Genomic DNA, 13,499 nt, shown 5'->3' on the forward strand with positions numbered 1-13,499 from the left:
AGACGTTCCCCCACCGCTGGAGTCGCCCCATGTCCGCCGTCGCTTCCGCCGTTCCCACCCCCGCCACCAAGGCCACCCCCGGCATCGCCCTGGCGACCCGCGTGGCCGGCCAGGACACCGTGCTGCCGGCGCCGCTGCTGGCCCTGCTGGTGTCGCTGCACCGCGCGGTGGAACCGGGCCGGCAGGCGAGGCTGCAGGCCCGCCGTGAACGCCAGGCGTTCTTCGACCAGGGCGGCCTGCCGGACTTCCGTGAAGACACCACTGCGATCCGCAGCGGCGACTGGCGCGTTGCGCCGCTGCCGGCCGCGCTGCAGGACCGCCGCGTCGAGATCACCGGCCCGACCGACCCGAAGATGGTCATCAACGCGCTGAACTCCGGCGCCAAGGTGTTCATGGCCGACTTCGAGGATTCGACCTCGCCGACCTGGCGCAACCTGCTGGCCGGGCAGCAGTCGCTGGCCGCGGCGGTGCGCGGCGATCTCGAATACACCGCCCCCAATGGCAAGCATTACACGCTGCGCCCATACGACGAACAGGCGGTGCTGATCGTGCGCCCGCGTGGCTGGCACCTGGACGAGAAGCACGTACGCGTCGACGGCCAGTTCCTCGCCGGCGGCCTGTTCGACGCAGCGGTGTTCGCCTTCCACAACGCCCGCTCCCTGCAGGCCAAGGATCGTGGCCCGTACTTCTACCTGCCCAAGCTGCAGAGCATGGAAGAGGCGGCGCTGTGGGAAACCGCGCTGTCGCACATCGAAGGGATGCTCGGCTTGCCGCACGGCCAGATCAAGGTGACCGTGCTGATCGAAACGCTGCCGGCGGTGTTCGAGATGGACGAGATCCTGCACGCGCTGCGTGATCGCATCGTCGGCCTGAACTGCGGGCGCTGGGACTACATCTTCTCGTACCTGAAGACCTTCCGCCGCCACGCCGACCGCGTCCTGCCTGAACGTGGCCAGGTGACCATGACCCAGCCGTTCCTGAAGGCCTATTCGGAACTGCTGATCCAGACCTGCCACCGCCGCGGTGCGCATGCGATGGGCGGCATGGCCGCGCAGATTCCGATCAACCACGATGCCGCCGCCAACGAGCAGGCCATGGCCCGCGTGCGCGCCGACAAGCTGCGTGAAGTCAGCGCCGGCCACGACGGCACCTGGGTCGCGCATCCGGCGCTGATTCCGGTGGCGATGGCGATCTTCGACGAGCACATGCCCGGTGCGAACCAGCACAGCGTGCTGCGCCAGGACGTGCGCGTCGGCCGCGACGAACTGATCGCGCGGCCGCCGGGCACCATCACCCGCGCCGGCTTCGAAGGCAACGTGGAAGTCTGCGTGCGTTACCTGGCGGCGTGGCTGGATGGCAACGGCTGTGTGCCGATCCATCACCTGATGGAGGACGCGGCCACCGCCGAGATCAGCCGCAGCCAGTTGTGGCAGTGGCTGCATACGCCGGGCCAGCAGCTGGACGATGGCACCGCGATCGACCTGGCCCTGCTGGATTCCACCCTGTCGCAGCTGCCGGCACGGCTGGGCGATACCGCCGCGCTGCCCGGTGGCGCGCGCATCAGCGAGGCCATCGCCCTGCTCGGCGAACTGAGCCGCAGCGAAGAACTGACCGATTTCCTGACCCTGCCGGCCTACGCACGCATCGATTGACTGCCGCGCGCGTCTACCGCCGTTTCCCTCCCCGCTGCACGCACGAACCGAACTGGAGAAAGACATGAGCAAGCTGCCCACTGCCGAACAGATCCAGCACGACTGGGATACCAACCCGCGTTGGGAAGGCATCCAGCGCAACTACAGCGCCACCGACGTGGTGCGCCTGCGCGGCACCGTCCACATCGAGCATTCGCTGGCCCGCCTGGGTGCGGAGAAGCTGTGGGCGTCGCTGCACGAGCGCGAGTTCGTCAACGCGCTGGGTGCACTGACCGGCAACCAGGCCATGCAGCAGGTCAAGGCCGGCCTGAAGGCGATCTACCTGTCCGGTTGGCAGGTGGCGGCCGACGCCAACCTGGCCGGCCAGATGTATCCGGACCAGTCGCTGTACCCGGCAGATTCGGTGCCGGCGGTGGTCAAGCGCATCAACAACACGCTGCTTCGCGCCGACCAGCTGCACCACGCCGAAGGCAAGGATGACATCGACTTCCTGCAGCCGATCGTGGCCGATGCTGAGGCCGGCTTCGGCGGCGTACTCAACGCCTTTGAACTGATGAAGGCGATGATCGAGGCCGGCGCCGCCGGCGTGCACTTCGAGGACCAGCTGGCCTCGGTCAAGAAGTGCGGGCACATGGGCGGCAAGGTGCTGGTGCCGACCCGCGAGGCGATCGAGAAGCTCAACGCCGCACGCCTGGCCGCAGACGTGATGGGCGTGCCGACCCTGCTGGTCGCGCGCACCGATGCCGAAGCTGCGGATCTGCTGACCAGTGACATCGACGGCAACGACAAGCCGTTCACCACCGGTGAGCGTACCGTCGAAGGCTTCTACAAGACCCGCAACGGCCTGGACCAGGCGATCAGCCGCGGCCTGGCCTATGCGCCCTACGCCGACCTGGTGTGGTGCGAGACCGGCAAGCCGGACCTGGAATTCGCACGGAAATTCGCCGAGGCGATCCATGCGAAGTTCCCGGGCAAGCTGCTGGCCTACAACTGCTCGCCCAGCTTCAACTGGAAGAAGAACCTGGACGACGCCACCATTGCCAAGTTCCAGCGCGAACTGGGCAGCTACGGCTACAAGTTCCAATTCATCACCCTGGCCGGGTTCCATGCGTTGAACTACGGCATGTTCAATCTGGCCCACGGCTACGCGCGCCGCCAGATGAGTGCGTTCGTGGAACTGCAGGAAGCCGAGTTCGAAGCGGCCGAGCGCGGTTTCACTGCGGTCAAGCACCAGCGTGAGGTCGGTACCGGCTATTTCGATGCGGTGACCCAGGCGATCCAGCAGGGCCAGTCGTCGACCACCGCGCTGACCGGATCGACCGAGGAAGAGCAGTTCCACGGCGGGCGCAGCGAACGCGCGGCGTGATCCGGTGCGCGGCGTGATCCGGTAGTGCCGGCCGCTGGCCGGCAATCACAGGATGCTCCGGGCGCTGCGTGGCAGCCGGCCAGCGGCCGGCTCTACCGGGGCCTGGAAATCCGATCAGGGTGGCCAGGGAAGGGCCAGGCAACGCCGGCCGGTCGGGGGACCTGCCGGCGTTGTTGTATCGATGCAAGGGGCAGCCAGCGGGCAGCGTCAATCAGGCGCACCCCGGGTTCCGGCAACTTGGCCGAAACCCTGTGAAACCCGGCATCGAATTGATCCAGCAGGGGTTTTGCCCGGGCGCCCGTGACCAGAATGGGCCACCACCGATCTTCACATCAATCAAGATCGGCAGAGCGGTCAAAATGAGATAGGGCGCACACTTTAAAGCGGTGCTATGCTCCGCGGCTCACCAGGGGACGCTGGCGGCGGGTGCAGGGAATGACCGGCAGGGGTGCGGCCGAGAACAGTGATGTGACGACAGGTATCGCCCGGGTGGCGATGGCCGAGATCGTGCACGCGCTGTTGTCAGATGCCGAGGTGGCATTGTTTGCCAGATTCGCCCGCGCATGCAAGCTCCGTGCCGGACAGTGGCTGTTCCAGCGTGGCCACCGCGGCGAGCGCATGTATGTGATCCTCGAAGGCCAGATCGAACTGGACTTCGGCGAGGACCTGGTGATCAAGACACTCGGGCAGCATGAGTTCTTCGGAGAACTGGGCCTGCTGGTCGGCGACCACCTGCGCAGCGCCAGCGCGCGCGCGCTGGTCGACTGCGATGTGCTGGAACTGGGGCCGGCTGATTTCCACCGGCTGGTCGAATCCGATCCGGGCCTGGTGGCCTACTTCCTGCGCCGCACGATCATGCGCGTGCTGGCCAACGAACAGGCCCTGATCAGCCAGTTGCGCCGGCGCAACCACGATCTGGAAACCGCGCTGGACAACCTCTACATCACCACCCACCAGCTGACCCACACCCGCGAGCTGGTGCGTACCGATGAACTGACCGGTCTGCACAACCGCCGTGGCCTCACCCTGTACCTGCAGGAGTGCCGCGAGCGTGCCGAGGGGCCGCCGCAGGCGCTGCTGCTGATCGATTGCGACCGTTTCAAGCAGATCAACGACCGCCACGGCCACCAGGCCGGCGACCGCGTGCTGCAGAGCATGGGCAACATCCTGCGCTCGATGGCTGGCGAACAGGACCTGGCCTGCCGGCTTGGCGGTGATGAGTTCTGCCTGATGCTGCGCCGTGGCAACCGCGAGATCGTGCAGCACGCTGCCGAGTTCATCCTCAGCGCGGTGCACGGCCTGCTCGAGCGCAGCCATGGCACGCCGCATGTAAGCCTGGTCAGCATCGGAGCCAGCCTGCTGGATGCCGACGCGGACTGGAGCGAGTGGTATGCCAGCGCCGATCGGGCGCTGTACCGGGCCAAGCGTGATGGCGGCAACTGCCTGCGCTGGGTGGATGATCCGGACGGCCAATAGGGAGATGCAGGCGATGAATGGCGACAACGGAACGTCAGCCCCGCATAGCCCACAGCTACGCGCCCTGCTGTTCACTGATCTGTGTGATTCGCTGCAGCTGGTCGAGCGGATCGGCGACGTGGCGGCGGCGAGCCTGTTCCAGGAACACGACCGCCTGGTGCTGGTGCTGCAGCACCGCTGGAATGGCCAGCTGATCGATCGTTCGGACGGCCTGTTCATGCTGTTCGAGCGCGCCATCGATGCCCTGGGCTTCGCCCTGGACTACCAGCGCGAACTACATGCGCTGGGCCAGCAGCGTGCGATTGAACTGCGCGCGCGTGCCGGCCTGCATGTGGGTGACGTGCTGACCTGGGAAAACAGTGCAGAGGCGGTCCGCGCCGGCGCCAAGTCGATGGAAGTGGAAGGCTTGGCCAAGCCGATGGCGGCGCGCCTGATGATGCTGGCGCAGCCCGGCCAGATCCTGTTGTCGGCGGTAGCCGAATCGCTGACCCGCCGTGCCACCGATGCGTTGGGCGAGCGCGGCACGCGCCTGTTGTGGAAGTCGCACGGGCGCTGGCGCTTCAAGGGCGTGCCGGTGGTACAGGAAGTGATCGAAGTGGGCGAGATCGGCTCCGCACCGCTGCGCATGCCGCGTGCCAATGCCAAGGCCCGCCGCGACCTGCCGTTGTGGCGGCAGCCGCTGGTGCTGGCCGCCGAAGGCCTGGTGCTGGCGGTGGCGGTGCTCGGCGGCTGGCTGCTGCTGCGGCCGGAACCGGCGATTGCGTTCGCTGAGCGCGACTGGGTGGTGCTCGGCGATGTCGACAACCTCACCGGCGACCCGATCTTCGACGACTCGATGCGGCATGCGATCCGGATCGCGCTGGAGCAGTCGCGCTACGTGAACGTGCTGTCGGAGGGCAAGATCCGCGAAAGCCTGGAAATGGCGCGGCTCTCCGGCGATACCCGGCTCAGCCGCGATACCGCGGCCAACGTGGCGGTGCGGGAAGGCGCGCGCGCCGTGCTGTTGCCGACCGTGCGGCAGAAGATCGGTGGCTACGAGCTGGCCATCGACGTCGCAGCACCGGGCAGCGGCCAGGTGATCCAGACGTTCACCGCCACCGCGGATCGATCCGATCAGATGGTGTTCGCGGTGGACGATGTGGTCGGGCGCCTGCGGCGCGGACTGGGCGAATCGGTGGCGAGCCTGGAACAGTCGTTGCCGCTGCCGCGGGCATCGACCCAGGACCTGCGCGCACTGCGTGCATTCGCGCTGGCGGAGAGTGCACTGGGCCAGCGTCGCTTCGAGGAGGCGCGCAACCTTTACCAGGCGGCGATCGATATCGATCCCGGTTTCGCCCTGGCCTACATGGGCGTGGCCAAACTGCATGCGCGCGTCGAGGAAGGGCGGCGAGCACGCGAAGCCATGCAGCATGCGCTGGACCTGCAGGATCGGCTGCCGCCACGCGAGCGGCTGTACCTGAAGGCCTGGACGGCCGAGCTGGAGCCGGGTGGCTGGGCGCTGGAGCAATGGCGCACGCTGGCCAAGGTCTATCCGGATTCGTTCGCGGGGCTGTCCAACACGTCCTGGTACCTGCTGCAGGCCAACCAGTTCAGCGAGGCCGAGCCCTATGCGCGTGCCGCCGCAGTGCCGCAGGATCCGCTGCGGCTGTATCCGCTGGTTCACCTGGTGCGGATACAGATCGCTGCCAATCAACCGCAGCTTGCCGCCGAAACACTGGCACAGGCGCAGATCCTGCGCGGCCGTGATGACGCCGATGAGACCGGCGTGGATGTGCTGGTGGCGCAGGGGCAGTACGCCAAGGCAGCGAAGCTGTTGCCGCAGATCCATGCCAGCGATGCCCTGCAGCAGCGGATGAAGCTGCGTGCGCAGCTGCTGCTGGCGGCCGCGCAGCGCGACTGCCCGGCGATGCAGCGGGCGATACGCGAAGATGCAGCGGCGCCGACGCTGGTCGATCTTCAGGTGCAGCAGCGCCTGCAGCACGCCAGCGTGGCGGCGTTGTGCCCGGGCGCTGACCGTGTCGAGCTGCAGGCGATCGCGGCGCTGCTGCAGCCGATGCTGCAGGAGCGTGATGATCCCATGCTGCATGCCCGTGGCCTGCAATGGCTGGCACTGGTCCACCTGGCGCAGCGGCAGGGCCAGTTCGAACTGGCCAGGCGTTGGCTGGACGAGCAGCGGCCCCTGCTGCGCAGCCTGCGCAGTCCGGTCGCGGACCGCTGGCTGCGCATCGTCAGCGCCATGGATGAGCTGCAGATGCAGCGCCCCGAGGCTGCCCGCGCCCTGATCGAGCCGATGCTGGATGGCAGCGAGCCGGTGCAGGCGCGCGTCGTGCTGCTGCTCGCGCTGCGTGCGCAGGGCGATGAAGCCGCCGTGCGCCGCCAGCAGGCCTGGCTGGCCCAGCATCGCGGCCAGGCCATTGCCGAGGTCACCGCCATGCAGGTCTGGCAACCACTGAACGTGCATGACGTGTCCACGTGGGCATCGCCGGCCACGGCCGGCGCACCCTGATGGCGGGTCAACCGTCGATGCGCTCGCCGACCTTGCCCGCTTCGAAGCAGAACACCACGGTCATGGCCGCCACCGACCCGGACAGGTGGGCCTGCAGCCCGTCACGCACTTGGCTCAGCTCCTCGACCGAGGCCAGGGTGCCGATCTTCATGCAGTCGTTCTCGCCAACGGCACCGTCCAGGCCGATCGAGGCCAGCGCCTTCGCCGGCGACGCGGTGAAGTGGCGGCGGAAGTCGTCGCTGCCGATCAGGTGGTCCAGCAGGGTGCTGGCGTCTGCGGCGGAAAGGCGGGGATGGGTGCTCATGGGGATCGTCCGTAGGTGGAGTTTCTCGTATCGGCCGCGACAGCCTGCCATTGAGGGCCGCGCTGCGCACATCGCTAAAGTTGGCCGCGCCGCGGTCGTTGCTGCTATGCCGGTTGTGCGGCAGAAGGAAGGAAACTTATGCGCCTGCGCCGCTGCGCCAGCCTGATGTTCGAGCCCCGCGAGGCGGTCACCCTGGACCTGCGCGCGATGCTGGCCGGCCACGCCGAGATGGACAGCCAGATCAGCTGGGTGGCGCTGGCCGCGCATCTGGACCAGCCACTGCCGGTGGACGCCGAGGAGCGCCAGCTGCTGGGCGAGCTCAGCGCGCACCGCTGGAGCGAACCGCCCGCCGATGCCTCCCCGGCGATGCTGGCCCGCCTGGTCGAGCAGGGCCTGCTGCTGACCGACCCGCCGAGCGAGGTGGGGCACCAGCTGCGCGACGAGGCGCTGCGGCGCAGCCAGTGGTGGCCGCTGGCTGCAATGGCCCATCGCCATGCACGCTGGCAGGCCGTGGACAGCGTGGAGGACATGCGCCGGCAGGGGTTGGACACCGCGGCCGGCCTGCGCCAGCGCCTGGGGCCGCCACCGCCGGTGGTGCAGCCGATGCAGGGCGACTACCAGCCGCTGCCGCGCAGCGAAGAGGCCGCGTTCGACGCACTGCTGGCGCGCCGCACCACCTGCCGCAATTTCGACCCGCAGCGCGCGCTGCCGCTGCCATTGCTGGCCCAGGTGCTGCAGCGCACGCTGATGGCGCACGCGGTGCAGAAGGTCGAGCGCGATACCGAGTTCCTGAAGAAGAACGTGCCTTCCGGTGGCGGCCTGCATCCTACCGAAGGCTTCCTGCTGGTGCAGAACGTGGAAGGACTGGCACCGGGCCTGTACCACTACCACCCGGTGCAGCACGCCGTGCTGCCGCTGCCCTCGCCACCGCCGCAGGCACTGCCGGCGCTGGCGCGGCGGATGCTGTCCGGGCAGGCGTGGTTCGCCGATGCGCCGGCGATGCTGGTGCTGGCGCCGCGCTATGACCGCTGCTTCTGGAAGTACCGCAACCACGCCAAGGCGCATCGTGCGGTGACGCTCGATGTCGGCCACATCTCGCAGCTGCTGTACCTGTGCGCGACCGAGCGCGGGCTGGCGGCGTTCGTGACAGCGGCCATCAACGATGCCGATGTCGATCGTGCCTTCGGCTTCGATGGCATCGGTCAGAGCGCGATGGCCATCTGCGGCCTGGGCTGGCGCAGTGCCACGCTGGACACGGCCGAATTCGATCCCGCAGGTCGGGTGACGGCGGGCGACGACCGCTGAGCGACCGTCGCCCCGGCGTTCACGCCGCTTCGAAGTCCACCAGCACCGCGCCGTCGCTGACCTGGTCACCGGCCTTGGCGCGGTAGCCCTTCACCGTGCCGTCGGCCGGCGCCTGCAGGGTGTGCTCCATCTTCATCGCTTCCAGCACCACCAGCGGCGTGCCGCGCTTGACCTCGGTACCGGCGGCGACCAGCGTGGCCACGATCTTCCCGGGCATCGGTGCCAGCAGGCTGCCGGCATCGGCCACGGCGTGGTCCGATTCGCTCACCGGATCATGCAGGGTGAAACGGTGCTGGCCGTCGGTGCCGAACAGGTACAGCTGGTCACCGTCGCGCAGCAGCTGCAGTGTCCAGCGGCGCCCGCCCAGCTGCACCGCCAGCCCCCGTACATCGGCTGTGCCGATCACCTGCACGGGCGCCGCGTCATCGCACTGCACGCGCCAGCCATCGGCCTGCGCCCACACCTTCAGCGTGTGCCGGCATTCGCCCTGCTGCAGCGGCAGCACGCGCGGCGCGGACGCGCCAAGGCGCCAGCCGTTCTGCGCCTGCCACGGCGAATGCGGGTCGCGCGCATCGCTGGCTGCACCTGCAGTAGTGGCCACGGCGGCCACCGCCGCCAGCAGCCACAGCGCATCATCGCTGCCACTCACCCGGCCCAATGCGGCCTGCTCGCGCTCGATCAGCGCGGTATCCAGCTTGGCGTGGGTAAACGAATCGGTGTTCACCAGGCGGCGCAGGAAACCGGCATTGGTGGTCACGCCCACCACCTGGCAGTCGGCCAGGGCCTGGCTCATGCGGCGCAGCGCGGCGTCGCGGTCCACGTCCCAGACGATCAGCTTGGCAATCATGGGATCGTAGTACGGCGTGATGCTGTCGCCTTCCTCGACACCGGTATCCACGCGCACATGAGTCGACGGCGCCGGCAGGCGCAGGCGGCGCAGGAGGCCGGTGGACGGCAGGAAACCACGGTCAGCGTCTTCGGCATACAGCCGCGCCTCGATGGCGTGGCCGTGGATCGCCAGCTGCTCCTGGCGCAGCGGCAGCGGCTGGCCCGAGGCAACGCGCAGCTGCCACTCCACCAGGTCGGTGCCGGTGATGTACTCGGTGACCGGGTGCTCGACCTGCAGGCGGGTGTTCATTTCCATGAAGTAGAAATCGCCGTCCGGGCCGGCGATGAACTCCACCGTTCCGGCACCGACGTAGCCCACCGCGCGCGCGGCATCGACCGCCGCCTTGCCCATCGCCGCGCGACGTTCGGGGCTCATGCCCGGGGCGGGCGCTTCTTCCAGCACCTTCTGGTGGCGGCGCTGCACCGAGCAATCGCGCTCGAACAGGTAGACCGCCTCACCGTGGCTGTCGCCGAACACCTGGATCTCGATATGGCGCGGGCGCTCCACGTACTTCTCGACCAGCACATGGTCGTTGCCGAATGCCGAGACGGCCTCGCGCTGGCAGCTGGCCAGTGCATCGACGAAGTCCTCGCTGCGTTCGACCTTGCGCATGCCCTTGCCACCGCCACCGGCGCTGGCCTTGATCAGCACCGGGTAGCCGATGGCGTCGGCCTGCGTACGCAGGAAATCCGGCGCCTGCTGGTCGCCGTGGTAACCCGGGGTGAGTGGCACACCGGCCTTGGCCATCAGGGCCTTGGCCGCGCTCTTGTCGCCCATCGCGCGGATGGCGCTGGCCGGTGGCCCGATGAAGGTGATGCCGGCGGCAGCGCAGGCATCGGCGAAGTCGGCATTCTCGGACAGGAAGCCGTAGCCGGGGTGGATCGCCTGCGCGCCGGTCAGGCGTGCGGCGTCGAGCAGGGCATCGCCGCGCAGGTAGCTCTCACGCGCGGCGGCCGGGCCGATGTGGATGGCCTCGTCGGCCAGGCGTACATGGCGTGCGTTGCGGTCGGCATCGGAATACACCGCCACGGTGGCGATGCCGAGGCGGTGGCAGGTGGCGATGACGCGGCAGGCGATTTCGCCGCGGTTGGCGATCAGGACTTTGGTGAACATGGCAACAGGCTCGGTCATGGCACGGGTTACATGCGGAACACGCCGAAGCGCGTCTGCTGCGGCGCGGCGTTGAGGCTGGCCGACAGCGCCAGCGCCAGCACCCGGCGGGTGTCGGCCGGATCGATCACGCCGTCGTCCCACAGGCGCGCGCTGGCGTAGTACGGGTGGCCCTGCTGCTCGAACTGGTCGCGGATCGGTGCCTTGAACGCGTCTTCCTCCGCTGCCGGCCACTGGCCACCCTTGGCCTCGATGCCATCGCGCTTGACCGTGGCCAGCACGCTGGCGGCCTGTTCGCCACCCATCACGCCGATGCGCGCGTTCGGCCACATCCACAGGAAGTTCGGCGAATAGGCGCGGCCGCACATGCCGTAGTTGCCGGCACCGAACGAACCACCGATCACCACGGTGAACTTGGGAACCTTGGCGCAGGCCACGGCCATCACCAGCTTGGCGCCGTCCTTGGCGATACCACCCTGTTCGTACTTTCGACCGACCATGAAGCCGGTGATGTTCTGCAGGAACACCAGCGGGATGTTGCGCTGGGTGCACAGCTCGATGAAGTGCGCGCCCTTCAGTGCCGACTCGGAGAACAGGATGCCGTTGTTGGCGATGATGCCGATCGGGTAGCCGTTCAGATGGGCGAAGCCGGTGACCAGCGTTGCGCCGTAGCGCGGCTTGAATTCGTCGAAGCGTGAGCCATCGACCAGCCGCGCGATCACTTCGCGTACGTCGTAGGGCTTGCGCGTATCGGCCGGGATCACCCCGTACAGTTCGTGTGCCGGCAGCAGCGGTTCCTCGGGCGCCTGCACCGCCATGGCCGGTTCCGGCTTGCGCCAGTTGAGCTGGGCGATGATCGCGCGCACCCGTGCCAGTGCCTGCAGGTCGTTGTCGGCCATGTGGTCAGCCACGCCGGAGATGCGCGTGTGCACATCGGCACCACCCAGTTCCTCGGCCGTCACCACTTCGCCGGTGGCCGCCTTCACCAGCGGCGGGCCGCCGAGGAAGATCGTGCCCTGCTCGCGCACGATCACAGTCTCGTCGCTCATCGCTGGCACATAGGCACCACCAGCGGTGCAGCTGCCCATCACGCAGGCGATCTGCGGAATGCCCTGTGCCGACAGGTTGGCCTGGTTGTAGAAGATGCGGCCGAAATGGTCGCGGTCGGGAAAGACTTCGTCCTGCAGCGGCAGGAACGCGCCACCGGAATCGACCAGGTAGATGCAGGGCAGGTGGTTCTGCTCGGCGATCTCCTGCGCGCGCAGGTGCTTCTTCACCGTCATCGGGTAATAGGTGCCGCCCTTGACCGTGGCGTCGTTGGCCACGATCACGCATTCCACGCCGCTCACCCGGCCGATTCCGGCCACTACGCCAGCGGCCGGCACGGCGTCTTCGTACATGCCGTGCGCGGCCAGCGGCGCGATTTCCAGGAACGCGCTGCCCGGGTCGAGCAGGGCGTCGATGCGGTCGCGCACCAGCAGCTTGCCGCGCGCGGTGTGCTTGGCGCGTGCGGCTTCGCTGCCACCCAGCGCGGTGCGGGCGAGGGTGGCATGCAGGTCGTCGACCACGGCCTGCATGGCCGCGCGGTTGCTTTCAAACGTTTCGCTGCCCGGTTGCAGCTGGGTGCTCAATACGGTCATCGCAGTGGCCTTACAGGGTGCGCTGGAACAGTTCGCGGCCGATCAGCATGCGGCGGATCTCGGACGTGCCGGCGCCGATCTCATACAGCTTGGCATCGCGCCACAAGCGGCCGGTCGGGTATTCGTTGATGTAGCCGTTGCCGCCCAGGATCTGGATCGCCTGGCCGGTCAGCCAGGTGGCCTTCTCGGCGGCGTACAGGATGGCACCGGCGGCGTCCTGGCGGGTGGTGCGGCCCTGGTCGCAGGCACGTGCCACGGCATAGACATACGCGCGGCAGGCACCCAGGCCCACGTACATGTCGGCGATCTTGGCCTGGATCAGCTGGAAGCTGCCGATCGGCTCGCCGAACTGGTGGCGCTCGTGCACGTACGGCATCACCACGTCCATCGCCGCAGCCATCAGGCCCAGCGGGCCACCGGACAGCACCACGCGCTCGTAGTCCAGGCCGGACATCAGCACGCGCACGCCACCGCCAACCTGGCCCAGCACGTTCTCTTCAGGAATCTCGCAATCCTGGAACACCAGCTCGCAGGTGGGCGAAGAGCGCATGCCCAGCTTGTCCAGCTTCTGCGCGGTGGAGAAGCCCTTCATGCCCTTCTCGACCAGGAACGCGGTGATGCCCTTGGCACCGGCGTCCATGTCGGTCTTGGCGTAGACCACCAGCACGTCGGCGTCCGGGCCGTTGGTGATCCACATCTTGTTGCCGTTGAGCACGTAGCGGTCGCCGCGCTTGTCCGCACGCAGCTTCATCGACACCACGTCCGAACCCGCGCCCGGTTCGCTCATCGCCAGCGCGCCCACCTTGGCGCCGCTGCACAGGTCGGGCAGGAAGCGCTGCTTCTGTTCCTCGTTGCCGTTCTTGCGCAGCTGGTTCACGCACAGGTTGGAGTGCGCGCCATAGGACAGGCCGATGCCGCCGGACGCGCGCGAGATCTCTTCCATCGCCACCACGTGGGCCAGGTAACCCATGCCGGTGCCGCCGTATGCTTCTTCCACGGTGAGGCCCAGCAGCCCCTGTTCGCCCAGCTTCGGCCACAGCGCCAGCGGGAACTGGTTGCTGGCATCGGCCTCGGCGGCCAGCGGAGCGACCTCGGCGGCGGCAAAATGGGCCACGCTCTGGCGCAGCAGGTCGATGTCTTCGCCAAGATCGAAGTTCAGGGATGGCACGTGCATTGTGGTGGCTCCACGGCGGGATGGCAGGAATGGACGCACCCGGCAGGGGAGTGGGGGGCGGTCTGCAGGACCGCCAC

Annotated in this window: 9 protein-coding genes; 5 read left to right on the forward strand and 4 right to left on the reverse strand. The window is 68.2% G+C overall.

Features of this window, described 5'->3' with window-relative positions; genetic code table 11:
* Positions 1 to 29 precede the first annotated feature (29 nt).
* From aceB to ACSYHF_RS01000, 4 genes are all read left to right on the forward strand, one after another.
* Positions 30 to 1,652 (forward strand): malate synthase A, encoded by a 1,623-nt coding sequence (aceB, locus tag ACSYHF_RS00985; RefSeq protein WP_005420731.1) that lies wholly within the window; start codon positions 30 to 32, stop codon positions 1,650 to 1,652.
* 64 nt (positions 1,653 to 1,716) lie between these two features.
* Positions 1,717 to 3,018, forward strand: a complete 1,302-nt coding sequence (gene aceA / locus ACSYHF_RS00990) for an isocitrate lyase (RefSeq protein WP_065178398.1) — start codon at positions 1,717 to 1,719, stop codon at positions 3,016 to 3,018.
* A 435-nt stretch (positions 3,019 to 3,453) separates the two neighbouring features.
* Positions 3,454 to 4,494, forward strand: coding sequence for a GGDEF domain-containing protein (locus ACSYHF_RS00995; protein WP_032954692.1), 1,041 nt, complete (start codon positions 3,454 to 3,456; stop codon positions 4,492 to 4,494).
* A gap of 13 nt (positions 4,495 to 4,507) precedes the next feature.
* Positions 4,508 to 7,000: a putative peptide modification system cyclase gene (locus tag ACSYHF_RS01000; RefSeq protein ID WP_447576007.1), complete on the forward strand. Its 2,493-nt coding sequence runs from the start codon at positions 4,508 to 4,510 to the stop codon at positions 6,998 to 7,000.
* A 7-nt stretch (positions 7,001 to 7,007) separates the two neighbouring features.
* Here ACSYHF_RS01000 and ACSYHF_RS01005 read toward each other — a convergent pair whose 3' ends face one another.
* A complete protein-coding gene (locus tag ACSYHF_RS01005; protein WP_065178400.1) occupies positions 7,008 to 7,304 on the reverse strand; it encodes an NHLP-related RiPP peptide in 297 nt (98 codons plus the stop codon).
* Positions 7,305 to 7,442: 138 nt separating this feature from the next.
* On the opposite strand from ACSYHF_RS01005, the gene ACSYHF_RS01010 reads away from it, so the two are divergent.
* Positions 7,443 to 8,609: a putative peptide maturation dehydrogenase gene (locus ACSYHF_RS01010; protein WP_338168050.1), complete on the forward strand. Its 1,167-nt coding sequence runs from the start codon at positions 7,443 to 7,445 to the stop codon at positions 8,607 to 8,609.
* 19 nt (positions 8,610 to 8,628) lie between these two features.
* Here the strand turns inward: ACSYHF_RS01010 and ACSYHF_RS01015 are convergent, their stop codons facing one another.
* Genes ACSYHF_RS01015 through ACSYHF_RS01025 form a run of 3 tightly spaced genes read right to left on the reverse strand, consistent with a single transcriptional unit; the run spans position 8,629 to position 13,422 of the window.
* Positions 8,629 to 10,611 carry an acetyl-CoA carboxylase biotin carboxylase subunit gene (locus ACSYHF_RS01015; RefSeq protein WP_447576010.1) on the reverse strand — a complete coding sequence of 661 codons (1,983 nt, stop codon included), beginning with the start codon at positions 10,609 to 10,611 and terminating at the stop codon, positions 8,629 to 8,631.
* 26 nt (positions 10,612 to 10,637) lie between these two features.
* Positions 10,638 to 12,248: a carboxyl transferase domain-containing protein gene (locus ACSYHF_RS01020; RefSeq protein WP_053499283.1), complete on the reverse strand. Its 1,611-nt coding sequence runs from the start codon at positions 12,246 to 12,248 to the stop codon at positions 10,638 to 10,640.
* A 10-nt stretch (positions 12,249 to 12,258) separates the two neighbouring features.
* Positions 12,259 to 13,422, reverse strand: coding sequence for an isovaleryl-CoA dehydrogenase (locus ACSYHF_RS01025; protein WP_005420715.1), 1,164 nt, complete (start codon positions 13,420 to 13,422; stop codon positions 12,259 to 12,261).
* Positions 13,423 to 13,499 lie beyond the last annotated feature (77 nt).

It is taken from the genome of Stenotrophomonas maltophilia group sp. P373 (genome assembly GCF_053295075.1).

Excerpts from the sequence above, each read along its gene's own strand:
- ACSYHF_RS01020 (WP_053499283.1), bottom strand. The coding sequence starts at position 12,248 with ATGACCGTATTGAGCACCCAGCTGCAACCGGGCAGCGAAACGTTTGAA.
- aceA (WP_065178398.1), top strand. The coding sequence starts at position 1,717 with ATGAGCAAGCTGCCCACTGCCGAACAGATCCAGCACGACTGGGATACC.
- ACSYHF_RS01005 (WP_065178400.1), bottom strand. The coding sequence starts at position 7,304 with ATGAGCACCCATCCCCGCCTTTCCGCCGCAGACGCCAGCACCCTGCTG.
- ACSYHF_RS01010 (WP_338168050.1), top strand. The coding sequence starts at position 7,443 with ATGCGCCTGCGCCGCTGCGCCAGCCTGATGTTCGAGCCCCGCGAGGCG.
- ACSYHF_RS01025 (WP_005420715.1), bottom strand. The coding sequence starts at position 13,422 with ATGCACGTGCCATCCCTGAACTTCGATCTTGGCGAAGACATCGACCTG.
- ACSYHF_RS01015 (WP_447576010.1), bottom strand. The coding sequence starts at position 10,611 with ATGTTCACCAAAGTCCTGATCGCCAACCGCGGCGAAATCGCCTGCCGC.
- aceB (WP_005420731.1), top strand. The coding sequence starts at position 30 with ATGTCCGCCGTCGCTTCCGCCGTTCCCACCCCCGCCACCAAGGCCACC.
- ACSYHF_RS01000 (WP_447576007.1), top strand. The coding sequence starts at position 4,508 with ATGAATGGCGACAACGGAACGTCAGCCCCGCATAGCCCACAGCTACGC.
- ACSYHF_RS00995 (WP_032954692.1), top strand. The coding sequence starts at position 3,454 with ATGACCGGCAGGGGTGCGGCCGAGAACAGTGATGTGACGACAGGTATC.